Below are 13,736 nucleotides of genomic sequence, written 5' to 3'. Positions count from 1 at the left end.
GCGCAAGTAGTCGTGGTAAGGCTGTAATTTGGTTGGTCGAGATTGCCGCTCGGGATACACAGACTCTTTACTTCTGTCTCGAAGATAAGTGCGAACGGTATTCCTTGAGATACCTAAATCTCTCGCGATGCGGCGGATGCTTTGCCCTTGCTGATGTAAAACGTGTATTTCCACTAGTTGCTCCTGATTGATCATAATCCGCCGCTTTGTCCATTTACGAACGGATAGTTTGCCTCAGGTGGGTCAATTTTAAATCGGCGTTAGTGGGTCATTTTTACATCGGCGCTGACACTAGCAAGCTAGTTATGGTAGGTGTGGATCTAAATACAGTCCGAGAGTTGCTAGGGCACGCGGATATGAAAATGACCCTTAGGTATGCTCATTTAGCCCCAGAGCACAAAGCTGCTGCTGTTAACATGATAGGTTAATGAGCACTTGATTATGTTTGGTTATTTGCTTGGAGTGCTCTTGGGTTTTTTGGCGCTTTAACGAGTTTGATTAAAAGAGCTGAGTGAACGCGAAGTTGAATCACTCAGCTCTCTATTATTTATTCCTCGCCGATATAATCATCGTTATTTGGATTGTGAGCGTCAGCCCAGTCATCCATATCGGCATCATTGTTTGGATTGTTGATGTCTGACCAAATATCGAGTTCGTCTTGAGACATATCGCTTGTATTAGGCATGTTACTTCCCTTTTACTTGGTTTGGATTTAGTTGTTTACCGCGGTTACCTTGGTTCTGGTCATATTGGCGGTTTGTGCCAGGTGTACCTTTATTGGCATTTGGGATATTTGCCGCGTTATCTGCTGGTTTAATCTTCTTTGTCATATCCTTATTTCTCTATTAAGAACTAGCACTCTGGATTCGTTTCAGTGTGAGTTCGAACCCCTGTCTAGTTGTGATAGTTTTAGGTTTAAGTCCATCAGAATTACGTTGCCATATAAACCGCAAACCCCTACCCAACTTGAACCTGATGAGGTTCGGTGAAGAGCGGATTTTGCGGCCTCCCAGACTGAGGTAGGAGTCCCCTAAAACAAGCTGCTGCTCGATTTTCAAGGCACGTTCAATCTGGCATGCAGAAATATGAGATTGGAATGCATCAATTATTTGTTCTGTCGATTTCATTCTTATCCTCCCTGATGGACAAAACAAGAATGATTGAGTGCACTGCACTCGCAAGAACTAATTCAACAATTCTTCTAAAAAATTATCGAACTCTTTAGCGTGTTCATATTGACGACAAATAGTCTCTTGATACTTTTTAACAACTGGGTGAGAAGAGTTCGTTGTGATAGCCGCTTGATACGCTTTGTCGAGGTTTCCTTCTAAATAAAGACCAATCATCGTATCACTTTGATTCAGAGTCGCACTTTGTGCCAGTAGAGCTTGCATTACGCTCGTTAGACCGTTTAGAGAGAGCTGTGGTAGCTCCTCAAATGGATTTGGTAGTTTATTTTCTTCTAAAGACGTATCAGAACGTAATACTGAAAGTAGCTCCTCTATCTGTTGGTGAGAAACTGAAACACCAAGGATGCTCTGCCTATGAAGCAATAGGCTCTCAAGCAGTTGGGCTGCTTCTAGTCTTTTTGCTTGGTCAGTGAAAATTGCTTTTACTCTTTTAGTGTCAGAAAAGAAACCTTGAAGTATTACAGCGTTGTGCAGTTTATCTAAGCTTTTTCGTGAGACCAAAAGGTGGTTCTTATCTGAAGCGCTACCCATCGACTCTCTATGTACATCTAGAAAGCCTTTTGACCTGATTAACGGATAAACGTGGTCTTTGAAGCTCTTGTGTTTCGATAGTTCAACATGGAATAAAGAGCGTATAGCGTCAGGTGGAGAAAGATAGTCAGATTTCACAAGATAACCTCAGAATTTTCTGTTCTGATGGCGGTCGCTCTTCAAGTGCGTACTTTGCTATAAATTCTGCGCGTTTGAACCAGTTGGAACGGCATCCATACTCTGCTTTGGCATGCTGTTCTATTACGCCTAGACAGTATCCAGCTCGTAAGCTCTCAGAAAGAGAAGTTGTTTGTGCCGCAAGAAGGTGCTTTTCATTTTTCGAAGCATAGATGCTAATTAACTCGACACAGCTCTCGGTAAGAGACGGAGCTTTTGCTAGCGACAGGGCTGGGGCTAAGCAGAGGGTTAAGATGAGAGTAATTTTTGATTTGGGCATTTAGATTTCCGCCTTCGCAGTCGGTTGTGGGTTCGTTGAATGGATAGGATTTGCAGTTTCTGTTTCGGTTTTACTCGAATTTATATTGTCTGATAGACGACTGGTTTTACTTGGTACAGATATGTAAAGACTAATAAGAACGAATATAAAGCTGAGTGCCTGACTATAGTTTTCACTTCTAAGTAACCCCCAACTAACGTAGCTAGTACCTTTCCATAGATCGATAAAAGCGAAAATACTAGCGACAAACCATGCGCATAGAACGAAAATGCCATACCAAGTTATGGGCTTTACAATGAGTAGCCACCACTCGACAGTAGTCCTGCGGCTATAGCGAATATATCTATCGAGTAGAATTACACTCAGAACGGCAAATAGGATTTCGATGCTAGACAAGTCTGCCAGCCCGTCTTGATACTCAAAGACATCAGCGAAAGTGATATAGAGGAAAAAAAAGGCAATTACTGTAGTGGTGAGAAAAAGTACTAGCTTGATTGTGTTTGCAAGCATGCGGCCTAAAGACCAATCGATTTCGCACAAAAATCGGTAAACAGAGTTCTTACTAAAATTCGTTGCAGGTGACTTACTATCCACGTTGTTAATCATCCATAATCCGTGACTTGCGTTCCAAATATTCTACCAGTTTAATATTTGTCGACAATCTTTGGTTCGCTGATTAGTTATGAATGTGAGCTGAAACGTGTTGTCTTTACGCATAGTAAGCAGGTACGCAAATGGAGGGTATCGAATTCTGATGGATTTCTCGGCTACCTCCTACGATATCGGTTAGTATGTTTTATTGGACAATTAGTGGCAAAGCAATCTTTGAGCGAATTATGGAAGATACTCGTGAGTACATTAGGTTAAGCGAAGTTGAAAAATTAACCAATTTAACCCATGAACAGGTGCTAGATGCAGTTGAACTAGGGACGTTTGAACTCAGCGCGTGGATAAGTGCTAGTGGTGCTGGGGGCGTTGATAAGTACAATGAGCTGTTGGTTATTTTTGATGTCAATGCAATAGTAACGCTATCCAATTCACAATCTCGTGAGCTGCTGAGCGGTGAACTTCGGTTAAAGCGCTTTTCAGCCAATAATATCAAGGCTCTACAAAATATCTCCAGCGTTGCCAAGCGGTTTCCTAATGCGTTAAAAGGTGAGTTCAGTGGTGTAAGAGAAGGGGTGTTTGCTTCAAAAGAGCTTAAAGAGGTTGTTGCTCCGATATTCGCCACCGTGCCCACAGTTGACAGTTTGAACGCTGCATTCAACCGAAACTTCAATGCCGAAGAGTTTAAGGCTTCAGCTAAAGAGGATAAGGTTCAGGCGTTACTGTCTGGCCTAACGACTATGACCACTTCATTGTCTCAAAGTGCCAAACAGCTGCAAACCGGCTTTTTCAGTTTAAAGCCAGAGGATATCAGGTTGGATAGACATAGGCTTAACCAGTATTTCAACCAAACTAACCGAACCGATAATGCATTGATTAACAGTTCGCAAAGCGTTAAACGCTCGGTTAACCACATAGCTTCAAGTCAATCAAATCAAGGTTGTCAACCGAATATTGTTACTCATCCGATTGAGCAGATTATTCTTAGAGTACTCAGAGTCTACCCTCATGCTAGGGTTAGTGAGGTTTGGAACTTGATTAAGCGAGACTGCCAACTGGATATAAACAGACAGTTTGACGATGAAGGAATAGTGTCTTTTGTGACGAATGATACATTGGGCTATTTTGGAGTTGGTACAAATAGTGAAAAAAAGATTACTCGTGAGTACTTTAGGAAGAAACTATTCTACGCAGTAAACAAAAAGCTAAAGAAAACGTCACCTTAAATGTCACCCTCAGCATCACGTGACGTTCGCGAGGAATATTGTTGAACCTCCATAAGCAACGAGGAACAACAATATGATTCAAAATACAAAGAGAGCTTACACAGAACAAGAAACGGCGGAATACATCGGAATGAGTCGCTCATTTCTGCGCCAATCTAGAATGGAAGGGCAACGCAAGAACAGAACGATAGCTCCACCATTTATCAAAATTGGACGCGCCGTCCGCTACCTCAAAGAAGATCTCGACGGCTGGTTAGAAAGTCACCGTAAACTGGATAGCTTACCTTGCGGAGGTGACTTTGATGCTGAATGAAAATCAACCTAAATTTCCCCACGTACGCTCTTCAGATAAGGGGAATCTTACAGTGCTCAATACTGCCGATAATCTAAAAGCGCTCATAGAGTTTTCTGGTTTGGAAGCAAAGCAGAACAAGATGACGTTAGAACCAGATATATTTGAAAAAGGTGTGTGTATTGGTTCTCCTGAGTCAGTGCGCAGCCGTTTGATATCAGAAGCTTCAATTCATGGTGCGCCCAAGTCTATGATAGATGATCACTTTAGTGCCTTGGCTCAAGGCAACGAGTACCACCCTGTTAAAGATTGGCTTAAGGGTGAATGGGATGGTGTACCAAGAGTTGCAAAGGTTCTTAACTGTTTAAAAGCTGCCAATCAAGAGCTTGCTAGCTGTGTTATGACACGTTGGCTAATTGGTTGTGTGGCTTCATTGCTGGTACCCAACTTCAAATCAAAGTTGGTTCCCGTGCTTCAAGGTGAACAGTCGTTTAGGAAAACAGCTTTTGTTGAACGTATTGCGAGCGTTGTAGCAGGGGCTTTTTTAGAGGGTGCAGAGCTTAATCCAGACAACAAAGACAGCGTGCTTTCAGTGATTCGTTCTTGGATTGTTGAGCTTGGTGAATTGGAACGTTCTACTAAGAACTGCCAAGGTGCTCTTAAAGCTTTTATCAGTCGTCAAGTAGACACGGTTCGACCTCCGTATGGACGCACAGACATCAAGAAACCACGCCAAACTAACTTGATTGCTACGGTTAATGGTTCAGATTTTCTTAAAGATGAAACCGGGAATAGCCGCTATGCCGTAATTGAACTAGTCGGCGTCACGGATATGGATACGCTAAACGATACTCTTGGATGGGAGTTTGATTCAACGGGTGAGTTAAGATTGGCGGTGCCAGAAAGGCTAAGGGAGTTTTGGCTGGAGGTTAAATACATGCTTGAAGTAGAGGGGCGCTCTTGGTATTTGAGTGAAAGTGAACAAAGGTTGATCTCGAGAGAGTCGGAGAAGTATGTTGATAAAGGAACATGGCACAAGCTGTTATCTGACCATATTTCGCTTTGTGGAGACAAGGCTAGGCAATGGATGACTACAAAGGAGATCTGCGACTTAATGCGATTCGACTACTCGAAAGCGAATGCAATAGGTAAAGCATTGACAATGCTCAGTAGTGAGGGGCTTATAGAACGCAAGAAGAAAGATGGTATTAGCCGATACTGTTTCCCAAAAGTATTATAGTTTTAAGTTAAGGCTTTTTCAGCACTTACCCCACTTGAGGTAAGGGGGGTAAGTGCTGTAGTTAAATGTACTTTTCGAGGCTTGTAGCATGCGAATGAACTATCTAAATGAAGGCTTCAAGTTGAGCTTTATGTCAGTTTCGTTTGCGTCCAATGCTTTCGTACAAAGCTGTCCTCAAAGCGATTTGTACGATAACAGAAAGGTTTAAATCAACACGTTCTTTAGTTAAAATAACTTATCTAATATCAGTTGGTTAACTATGAATGGCTTTAAAATCCGTTAGAATAAAAAACATATTGTCATTTGATGACTGCACGATTACCGATTTTAGTGATTTCAACTGCATTATAGGAAAAAATAATGTTGGTAAATCAAACTTTCTTAAGGTTCTACGCTATTTTTATGCAAACCTTAAAGAAGAGTCGGTTGTACCTTTACCTTTAAATTCTAACTATTCTAGTATAGGCACGATTACCTTAACCTATGATACGACTCGTTTGGAGGAGGTTATTAAGTCGAGGAAAAATAAAAGTATTTATCAAAAGCACATCTATAGTTCTCTATTTAAAGACGATAACTTCTATCTTGTTTCAAAAAGAAAGATAAGAAAGAATTTCTCGCTAACACTTACTATAAAAAGTAACGGCTCAATTAGTTGGTCAGATAAGGATTCAAATGTTAGGAAGATAATAAATAGAATATATCCTTTCTTCTTTATAGATGTTAGGAAAATTGACCTGTATGACTGGGACGGACTTTGGAAAACAACTAGTCAACTTAAGTTCCTTAATACGAAATCCTTAAAAACTGAGCAAATCGTAGACTTCTTTGATAAGAAGGTTTCGAGCAATAGTAACTCCTATAAAGAATATGTAAAGATAATAGGTGACTTAACCAAAGCTTCTCCATATAGCTATCAAGACTTAATTTTAAATTACATAAAGGTGGGGCTTAGTGGCCATAAATTCAATATTGATGGCTTTGAGTTGACTACGCAATCTGATGGTACTAATTCACATAAATTCATAGAGCTATTTCTTTCTCTAATTATAACTTTAACTAGGCGAGAGTTTATTACCCCAATAGTATATATTGATGAGCCTGAATTAGGTTTACATCCAAAGCTAAATGAAAAACTAATATATAATCTATATAGCCTATATGATAGTTTAAAAAAACGAACAGACAATAAATCTTTAGGAAAATACGCAACACCTTTTCCAACTGTGTTGATGACCACACATTCACCAAATATACTAAAGTCAATCATCAAAAGTTTTGAAGCCGAAGGGGAGCATAGTATTTTCCATTTCGGACTGAAAACTAGGAAGACAACTGTGTCTTTATTAAATACAAAGTTCAAGGATAAACGTTTTCTCAATGTATTTAGTGATAATGAGGCTAGGCTCTATTTTAGCGACTTTATACTATTTGTTGAAGGGGAAACAGAGCTAGAATTATTCGGTAATATGAGATTAATAGAGTATTTTGATTTCCTGATAAATGTGGATGTATATAAAACAAATGAGGTTATACTACGCTCCCTAAATCCAAGGACTTCAAAAGCACCAATACCATATTTGAATATCTATGATGCGGACAAGATGGTGTCATATGATTTTGATGAAAATAAATTCTTACTTAAGCAAAAAGAAGTTAACTTGATTAATTTGGTGGAGCGTTTTAAATATTCTTGTTTTATTTCGCCAAACTACGCAATAAAGAAAGCTTTGAAAGCTATTCTTACGATTAATGGTAATCAAGTCTCAACTAATTACCATGGTACTGAGTTTGAAAAATTCAAATACCTTTACTTCATTTCTATGTGTAATGAAGTACTCATGAAAACAGATAGAGTTCATATTGCCCCATCTACGATCGAAGAAGTACTTCTATGCGAAAGTTCAAGAAAGCTTGCTTTAAAGTGGTTAATTGAAGAAACGAGTAAATTAGCCGATGGAGTATTGATGATCGGTGGTGGTGGTGATATTAATAAAAAGTTAGATAGCCTCAGAGGCAAGTTGAATAAAAGCAATGTCGAGTTCATCTACTCTAGAGTGTTTACCAAATTACCTTATAGTGGAGAGTTATCGGAAGTCAATAAGGCATTTATCAGAAAGATATTGGTCTTAAACCTTATGGGGTTGGTCAAACAGTTTTACTGCAAAAGCAACTCTCTAAGCCGAAAAGACCAAGTTACAGTTTTAAGGCTAGCTCTTGATGGTAAAACTCATACGTTATGTAGTCAAAAGTCTAAGTTTTATGAGAGTCACATTAGTGATGATGTACAAATTGCCGTTGCTAGTATCAAGGAAAATTGTCTAAGGAAACTTCCATTTCAACTTGGAAAAACTGGAGGTTGGGTCACATCATTTATGGATTATGCAATAACCAGTATAGAGATAGACTCCCAAGATCGCGATGATTTCTATATAAATTTTACTCGAAACTTCCCTTACTTAAGTGATATACTAAAGAAGATTTCAGTATCGATAGTTTAGAGGTGTTTTGTTCGCAAAGCAGATGCTTTATGTATCCCAGTCTCAACATTGTCTAATCCGTGCATCCAGGTTGTGATGTACTTTTAATGCACGACAAGTTCGTGAAAAGATGAATTAGTATCTATATGGAATCTGTATGAAAAATTACACTGTTAGTAGTTCTATTCTATCCTTAGTCAAGGAGTGTATGTTTTTCAATGAAGGGAGTGGCGTCAAGTCACTCCCTTTAAGCTGTGTGAATGAAACAAAAGTTAAAAATAAGTTTATTTATAGTATCGCTGGTTTAGAATGCGATAAGATTAATCACATTCATGAGGCTTTAAATAGAAGTCTCTTTAGTAGAATTCCTGTAAATCAATCTGCTACAGCTTATGTTAAAAATAAAACATATCTTAATTTTCTTGAACCACATAGAAACCACTATCATTTTTTGAGAATTGATCTTAAAAACTTTTTCCACTTTATTAGTGATAAAATTGTTAGAGAATCTCTAAAGGCGCATGTTTCAACATCAAATATTAGTGAAACCTGTAACCAAAGCAATTTAGACTTGATTACAAGCCTTGTAACCTACACTGTACCTAAGTCAGCAAAAAACACTGATTTTGTTGGACGTTCAATTTTACCCATCGGTTTTAAGACGTCACCTTTGATCTCAAATATTGTATTTAGAAAGTTAGATATTTTAATAGAGAAGTTCTGTTCTGAACATAATATCACATATACTAGATACGCTGATGATATGCTTTTTTCTAGCTCGACAATGAGGGGGGATAACTATCGGGAAAAGACTCCGTTTGATGATATTCTCGGTATTAAAGATAGAAAACCATTCCTTCACTCTAAAAGATTTATTGAGCAGTTATCGTTTATAGTTAATCTTGACGGCTATAAGATTAATAGAAGAAAAACTATTAAGAAGTCTGGTTATATATCTCTCAATGGATACTTTATAGCTGGCTCAAACTATCCTTATATAAAAGGTGAGTTGAGAGTTTCAAATAAAAAGACGAAGATAATATCTAAACTAATTTATGAATGTAATACTGATAAAAGTGATCGAGAGATTCTTAAGGCAGTTTTCAAAATTGATGTCGAAAAGTTGAAGTTTAGGTTTAGCCCCAAAGATTCATTTAAAGATGAATACTGCCAGTCACAGGTAAACAATAAATTAGTTGGCTATCGTTCTTTCTTGATATCCATAATTAAATTCAATGATTGTCATCAATCTATGGACAAAGAATTTATATATAGATGTATTCGATTGGTTGAGAATATTGAGTTGATTCTTAACCGAAGAACGTAGGGACTATAAATTAATAGTCCCAATAGCTATTGATGCATTAGTCTTAGATAGCAACGTTTCTATTTAATGGTTGCTTTATTAGCTTAGCCCTAATGTTATCTTCCTAGGGCTAAGTGTTTTCTTCTAGCTACTTTTAGGTGTTGTACGTTTTTCCGAAGGAGGGAAGTAAGATATAGAATCAATGAGTATGTCGATCAATACATAGTAACTATCACCATAAATCGCTCTCCAATTTGATAAGTTATTATCAAGGTAACGATATACGGAATACCAATCACCATAAGAATTAATAGTCAGTATAGTTTCATATTGATTTTTACCAACGAAATCCTCTTTATTTCGAAAGATAGAGGGTAATGCACGAAAGTTTTCTCTTCTCAGCTCCAACTCACCTTGCTTAACTTTTAATATTACAGGATATAACATGCTTTCCGTATCACATGATAAATGCTTTATAAAGTCAATGTCATATTGTTTATCTCCTTTCTTTATTGAATAAGATTCATAGGAAAAACTTCGGTATTGAGGCTTAAGTAGTATTTTACTTTCTACTTTAATAGCCCCGTTTATCCACCAAGCATTTGCTTTCAACTCAACTGATGGCGTCACACTTAAAGGAGTTCTGCATAGTTCTAAGATAGTGTTATTTGTATTGTCTTGCAGATAATTTGATAGCTCTTTATAGATTTTTTCGCTTAAAAGCGACTTGAAAATATCTTCAAGATCATTGCTTTTTTTGTTAGTGACTCTATCAATAAAAATAGCATTTTGAGGGTTGATAACAGCTGCCATGCCCTGCTCAATGTCGTCTGCAAATACATAACCTTTTACGTTTTCCCCAAGGAATTTAGCCTTTACAATATAGAAGTCTTGTTCAGAATCCATTCCAATTACTTGTAACTTTTCGTCAACCTTTGGGTTAGTAGAAGACATAAACACGGTTCTTCGCAAAGCCGAATTACCGGCACGATAATCTGATACACTTTCTAGATTAGGCCGTTTGAAGATTTCAATTTCAGTTCTGGGAAAAACAAATTCTCCAATATAGGAAGAAGAACTGACCAATGTTGATTTAAGGACATAGCCATACTTGCCTAAAGTAGTTTTTACATAAAAGTAGCACTGAGTGATTGGTTGTCTTCCTTGTCGCTTTTGATAATCGATCGGTTGAATGCCGAGCAATCGTACTATCGTACCTGATGGGAGGTATGATGAAACCGGGGCGTGACCACCTTTGATTGACAGCATAAAAGTACCCTTGTCGATGATATGAAGCTCATTGGGGATTGGAGTACTATTACATTCCATTTCATCGGCTTGAACGTTACATACCACCGTCAATAATAAAGCAAACAATACTTGTTTAAGACTAATATCCATTCTTGTTATTACTCCACTACTGAAGACTAGAGTCCTTGAATTACCATAAACCATTATGAAACAAGTCAACATATAACGGTATTGCTCGTCAAGATTTCTGAACAAGGATGTGACCAACAGTAGATATCTTGAAAAAACTCTTAGGTATTGGAATCTTGTAGCTGAGATGTTCCTTCGTACTGGTTGAAGTCAATGTCAGGTTCTTATTCCAGTTCAAGAAAGTTCATCATGGCCACATTGTTGAGTAAAAAATCTGGACCATAGAAAGTAATTTTCACAAGAATCAAGCCAGGTTGTATTGTAAATGACTACTAAGGGACTTTACTAACGATGGACGACGTCTGGCAAATAGAAAAGGTCTATTCAATGGAAGTGTAATTTGCTACATATTTGCTATACATAAAGCCAAAAACAACAAAGGGCTAGCAATCACTAACTTGCTAGCCCTTTTAATATGGCGCTCCCGACAGGATTCGAACCTGTGACCTGCCCCTTAGGAGGGGGCCGCGCTATCCAGCTGTGCCACGGGAGCTTATGGCTTATAATACTCAATTATTTGAATAAGTTAAGCCTATATTGTTAGATTTATGGCTGTTTGTGCATGACATCGCCAATTTGAATACTATTGGCTAAGCTAGGTTGGTCTACGGTAGCCTCTGCTTCTCGCTCGTACACTCGAGATACCGTTAAAGTAATGTCACTTTGTGAGACTTTATTACGTGGCAATCCATTTTGGTCGATGAATGACCCAGTATGCCAAAGCGTGAGTTTATCTCCGGCTTGGACACCATGTACTCGCCCTAAATCTAGCGTAATTTTATTGCCGTAGCTGGCAACGACTTCTGGCAAAGTCATTTTACAAGACACTTCCGCTTCAAAGTCCAGCATGATGTTGCGGCTGATGCGTTGCATCATTTCTCCGTAGGTGGATGTCCAAAAACGGGCGCTTTTTGTATCCACTTTACTGGTTTTCGCAAACGGCCATTTGGCGATTTCACGGTATGAATGCTGGAATATCTCATGGCCTGTTTTGCCATCAAAAATAGCCAGATTCATGGCAAATTGTCGATTGGTGACATCATCACTCAGTAAGCCACCGGCTGTTATGGTGGCTGTCAGATCATTAATCTCACCGGTAATTAGGTATTGTGCGCCAAGATCTTGTGCGATCATTTTTATCCGCTCTGGCTGTCGCTTATCAATTTCATAGCGTGTTGTACCGACAGAAACAAAGCTGTATGAACGAGTGGCAAGCTGTTTTTCAATCACCGAGCTGTAATCTTCGCCAAGCTTATAGATTTGTCCCATCACGGCTTGCTGAGGATCGACAATGTCAAACATTGCCACCCCAAAGGTCTTTTTGTATTGCTCTTGATGGCAAGCCTTTGCCGATGGGTAGATATCTACGCGGACTTTAACGAACATTTGGTTGCCGCTGGTGTATTTATCATCAATGACAATATGGCGAACTTCAGAATCAATGAACTGGTATTGTTCTTTGTCATCTTCAAGCAGTGGCGCCAGCCCTGAAAGGCTGCCAATATCGGCTCCGGCAAAATCTACCGCTTTGTAGACCGCGTCCTCTAAGGCATAGATCCTTGCCGCCTTTTCTGACGATACGATGGTTGAGACACCAGTGACCTCATACCAAGCGGCGTGTGCCGAGCTGGCACCAATAGCGAGTAAGGTACTTGAAACTAAAGAACAAATAATTTTTTTCATGCGACCAATCCAAATGCGGAACAATATTTGCTAGATGATTATTGCTAAACGTTTACCAGCGAATATTGGAGCGGACTTTCTTATTAACGACAACAATGAGAAAGCAAAGATTGTTCCAACCTTCACAGGCTCAGGAATTAATCTACCCAATTCACAACTTTGGAGAGTGAAACATGAAAAAGTGGCTATTGATGGCATCGGTGTTAACACTGACCTCTTGTGCCTACTCACCAATCTATAACGGTAAAGAAACCTACAGCGGCAGTAAGTTTATGCTGATGGAAAGTCCCCGTCATACGATGGACTATTTTGTAGAAGGTTTGACCGAAGACCTTGTTGAGTCAAACACCAGTGTATCGGTGAGAACCCCTATTGCAGTGGCATCCTTTGTGGATTTGCAGAGTATGGAATCCACCAATTGGTTAGGCAACTCGGTATCTGAAGGATTCATTCATCAGTTACAACGCCGTGGGTTTAAAGTTGTCGATTTTAAAACAACAGGCTCGATACAGGTGACGAGCCAAGGTGACTTTGCGTTAAGCCGAGATTGGAAAGACTTAGCTCAAGAGCAACAAATTCAGTTTGTCTTGACGGGCACGATGCTACGTCAAGAAGGTGGTGTGTTAATTAATGCTCGTGTGGTTGGTATGCAATCGCGAGTCGTGGTTGCGTCTGCACAAGGTTTCTTACCTGCAGATCGCATTGGTCGAGATCTTGATACGTTAAATCAAATGCGTACAGAAGATGGGGTATTGATTCGTTCTGACCCAATGATGACCTCGCCGCATACTATAATTCTACGACCATAGGAAATGACAATGAGAATCTGGTTAATGGCATTTGCTATGATGCTGATGGTTGGTTGTACGCCCATAAGTGCACTTAACCAAAATAATTTAACGGCAGTGGGTTATGCGAGCATTAGCGAGCAATCGGGCCGCACTGAAGAAGAGAAGCAAGTGCGTGCCATGCGTGCCTCAAAAATTGATGCATACCGCGAGCTGGCAGAGCAAGTATACGGTCTTCGAGTGTCGGCAAGGGCAGATTTGCAAGATCAAAAGCTTGGCGTAGAGTCGACAACTGGGGCCGTTGATGGTGTGATTCGTGGTGCTGAAGTGGTGAGAAGCTATAAAGTCGGTGACAGTTATGTCACAGAGCTGCTGCTCGATATTGAAAAAATGGATAGGCTTCGTGACTACGGTGAAATCCGCCGTGTTCCAGAGAAGAAGCGTCAAACCTTGTTTTAATGGATAACAGTTTTTACGGATAACTGTTTTAACGGCTA

At 39.3% G+C, this 13,736-nt stretch carries 15 protein-coding genes, 1 tRNA gene and 1 pseudogene; 8 read left to right on the top strand and 9 right to left on the bottom strand.

Annotated elements, in window-relative coordinates; genetic code table 11:
• Nucleotides 1–195, bottom strand: a 195-nt coding sequence (locus L4D74_RS12550) for a helix-turn-helix domain-containing protein (RefSeq protein WP_428752411.1), incomplete at its 3' end; no start/stop codon positions are given.
• Nucleotides 196–293: 98 nt separating this feature from the next.
• Here L4D74_RS12550 and L4D74_RS12545 point away from each other — a divergent pair.
• Nucleotides 294–428 (top strand): annotated as a pseudogene (locus tag L4D74_RS12545) (tyrosine-type recombinase/integrase); the annotation flags it as partial.
• Between the two features lie 119 nt (nucleotides 429–547).
• Here L4D74_RS12545 and L4D74_RS12540 read toward each other — a convergent pair.
• The 5 genes from L4D74_RS12540 to L4D74_RS12520 form a co-directional block, all read right to left on the bottom strand.
• Nucleotides 548–685: a hypothetical protein gene (locus L4D74_RS12540; protein WP_428752410.1), complete on the bottom strand. Its 138-nt coding sequence runs from the start codon at nucleotides 683–685 to the stop codon at nucleotides 548–550.
• A gap of 1 nt (nucleotide 686) precedes the next feature.
• Nucleotides 687–830 (bottom strand): hypothetical protein, encoded by a 144-nt coding sequence (locus tag L4D74_RS12535; protein ID WP_428752409.1) that lies wholly within the window; start codon nucleotides 828–830, stop codon nucleotides 687–689.
• A 354-nt stretch (nucleotides 831–1,184) separates the two neighbouring features.
• Complete coding sequence (locus tag L4D74_RS12530; protein ID WP_428752408.1) at nucleotides 1,185–1,859, bottom strand: hypothetical protein; 675 nt, start codon at nucleotides 1,857–1,859, stop codon at nucleotides 1,185–1,187.
• Entirely contained in the window at nucleotides 1,849–2,178 is a 330-nt protein-coding gene (locus tag L4D74_RS12525) for a hypothetical protein (RefSeq protein WP_428752407.1), read from the bottom strand. Before L4D74_RS12525 ends, L4D74_RS12530 begins: the two co-directional genes overlap by 11 nt.
• Nucleotides 2,179–2,784 carry a hypothetical protein gene (locus L4D74_RS12520; RefSeq protein ID WP_428752406.1) on the bottom strand — a complete coding sequence of 202 codons (606 nt, stop codon included), beginning with the start codon at nucleotides 2,782–2,784 and terminating at the stop codon, nucleotides 2,179–2,181. It lies immediately after the preceding gene.
• A gap of 185 nt (nucleotides 2,785–2,969) precedes the next feature.
• Here L4D74_RS12520 and L4D74_RS12515 point away from each other — a divergent pair, with 185 nt between their 5' ends.
• The 5 genes from L4D74_RS12515 (at nucleotide 2,970) to L4D74_RS12495 (ending at nucleotide 9,349) form a co-directional block, all read left to right on the top strand.
• Nucleotides 2,970–4,010 (top strand): hypothetical protein, encoded by a 1,041-nt coding sequence (locus L4D74_RS12515; RefSeq protein WP_428752405.1) that lies wholly within the window; start codon nucleotides 2,970–2,972, stop codon nucleotides 4,008–4,010.
• A 73-nt stretch (nucleotides 4,011–4,083) separates the two neighbouring features.
• Entirely contained in the window at nucleotides 4,084–4,323 is a 240-nt protein-coding gene (locus L4D74_RS12510; RefSeq protein WP_428752404.1) for a helix-turn-helix transcriptional regulator, read from the top strand.
• The gene (locus L4D74_RS12505) at nucleotides 4,313–5,542 is read left to right on the top strand and encodes a VapE domain-containing protein (RefSeq protein WP_428752403.1); all 1,230 of its coding nucleotides are present in this window, start codon (nucleotides 4,313–4,315) and stop codon (nucleotides 5,540–5,542) included. Before L4D74_RS12510 ends, L4D74_RS12505 begins: the two co-directional genes overlap by 11 nt.
• 263 nt (nucleotides 5,543–5,805) lie before the next feature.
• The gene (locus L4D74_RS12500; RefSeq protein WP_428752402.1) at nucleotides 5,806–8,043 is read left to right on the top strand and encodes a retron Eco8 family effector endonuclease; all 2,238 of its coding nucleotides are present in this window, start codon (nucleotides 5,806–5,808) and stop codon (nucleotides 8,041–8,043) included.
• Nucleotides 8,044–8,179: 136 nt separating this feature from the next.
• Nucleotides 8,180–9,349, top strand: coding sequence for a reverse transcriptase family protein (locus L4D74_RS12495; RefSeq protein WP_428752401.1), 1,170 nt, complete (start codon nucleotides 8,180–8,182; stop codon nucleotides 9,347–9,349).
• A 123-nt stretch (nucleotides 9,350–9,472) separates the two neighbouring features.
• On the opposite strand, the gene L4D74_RS12490 is transcribed toward L4D74_RS12495, so the two are convergent.
• The 3 genes from L4D74_RS12490 to L4D74_RS12480 form a co-directional block, all read right to left on the bottom strand.
• Nucleotides 9,473–10,729 (bottom strand): hypothetical protein, encoded by a 1,257-nt coding sequence (locus L4D74_RS12490; RefSeq protein ID WP_428752400.1) that lies wholly within the window; start codon nucleotides 10,727–10,729, stop codon nucleotides 9,473–9,475.
• Between the two features lie 455 nt (nucleotides 10,730–11,184).
• Nucleotides 11,185–11,261, bottom strand: a tRNA-Arg gene (locus tag L4D74_RS12485).
• A 53-nt stretch (nucleotides 11,262–11,314) separates the two neighbouring features.
• Nucleotides 11,315–12,451: a flagellar assembly protein FlgT gene (locus L4D74_RS12480; RefSeq protein WP_428752399.1), complete on the bottom strand. Its 1,137-nt coding sequence runs from the start codon at nucleotides 12,449–12,451 to the stop codon at nucleotides 11,315–11,317.
• A 173-nt stretch (nucleotides 12,452–12,624) separates the two neighbouring features.
• On the opposite strand from L4D74_RS12480, the gene L4D74_RS12475 reads away from it, so the two are divergent.
• Together L4D74_RS12475 and L4D74_RS12470 are read left to right on the top strand one after the other, a co-directional pair.
• Nucleotides 12,625–13,260 carry a FlgO family outer membrane protein gene (locus tag L4D74_RS12475; protein ID WP_250619698.1) on the top strand — a complete coding sequence of 212 codons (636 nt, stop codon included), beginning with the start codon at nucleotides 12,625–12,627 and terminating at the stop codon, nucleotides 13,258–13,260.
• Between the two features lie 9 nt (nucleotides 13,261–13,269).
• The gene (locus L4D74_RS12470; RefSeq protein WP_428752398.1) at nucleotides 13,270–13,698 is read left to right on the top strand and encodes an LPP20 family lipoprotein; all 429 of its coding nucleotides are present in this window, start codon (nucleotides 13,270–13,272) and stop codon (nucleotides 13,696–13,698) included.
• Nucleotides 13,699–13,736 lie beyond the last annotated feature (38 nt).

Origin of the sequence: Vibrio cionasavignyae (assembly GCF_050337155.1) — a bacterium.
GTDB lineage: Bacteria > Pseudomonadota > Gammaproteobacteria > Enterobacterales > Vibrionaceae > Vibrio > Vibrio nomapromontoriensis.
Note: the sequence above shows the minus strand (reverse complement) of the source record. Positions and strands in the feature narration are given on the sequence as shown.

Bases quoted from the DNA above. Each gene is read 5' to 3' on its own strand.
- L4D74_RS12540 (WP_428752410.1), bottom strand. From the start codon at position 685: ATGCCTAATACAAGCGATATGTCTCAAGACGAACTCGATATTTGGTCA.
- L4D74_RS12520 (WP_428752406.1), bottom strand. From the start codon at position 2,784: ATGATTAACAACGTGGATAGTAAGTCACCTGCAACGAATTTTAGTAAG.
- L4D74_RS12525 (WP_428752407.1), bottom strand. From the start codon at position 2,178: ATGCCCAAATCAAAAATTACTCTCATCTTAACCCTCTGCTTAGCCCCA.
- L4D74_RS12490 (WP_428752400.1), bottom strand. From the start codon at position 10,729: ATGGATATTAGTCTTAAACAAGTATTGTTTGCTTTATTATTGACGGTG.
- L4D74_RS12515 (WP_428752405.1), top strand. From the start codon at position 2,970: ATGTTTTATTGGACAATTAGTGGCAAAGCAATCTTTGAGCGAATTATG.
- L4D74_RS12510 (WP_428752404.1), top strand. From the start codon at position 4,084: ATGATTCAAAATACAAAGAGAGCTTACACAGAACAAGAAACGGCGGAA.
- L4D74_RS12505 (WP_428752403.1), top strand. From the start codon at position 4,313: ATGCTGAATGAAAATCAACCTAAATTTCCCCACGTACGCTCTTCAGAT.
- L4D74_RS12535 (WP_428752409.1), bottom strand. From the start codon at position 830: ATGACAAAGAAGATTAAACCAGCAGATAACGCGGCAAATATCCCAAAT.
- L4D74_RS12480 (WP_428752399.1), bottom strand. From the start codon at position 12,451: ATGAAAAAAATTATTTGTTCTTTAGTTTCAAGTACCTTACTCGCTATT.
- L4D74_RS12475 (WP_250619698.1), top strand. From the start codon at position 12,625: ATGAAAAAGTGGCTATTGATGGCATCGGTGTTAACACTGACCTCTTGT.
- L4D74_RS12500 (WP_428752402.1), top strand. From the start codon at position 5,806: ATGGCTTTAAAATCCGTTAGAATAAAAAACATATTGTCATTTGATGAC.
- L4D74_RS12470 (WP_428752398.1), top strand. From the start codon at position 13,270: ATGAGAATCTGGTTAATGGCATTTGCTATGATGCTGATGGTTGGTTGT.
- L4D74_RS12495 (WP_428752401.1), top strand. From the start codon at position 8,180: ATGAAAAATTACACTGTTAGTAGTTCTATTCTATCCTTAGTCAAGGAG.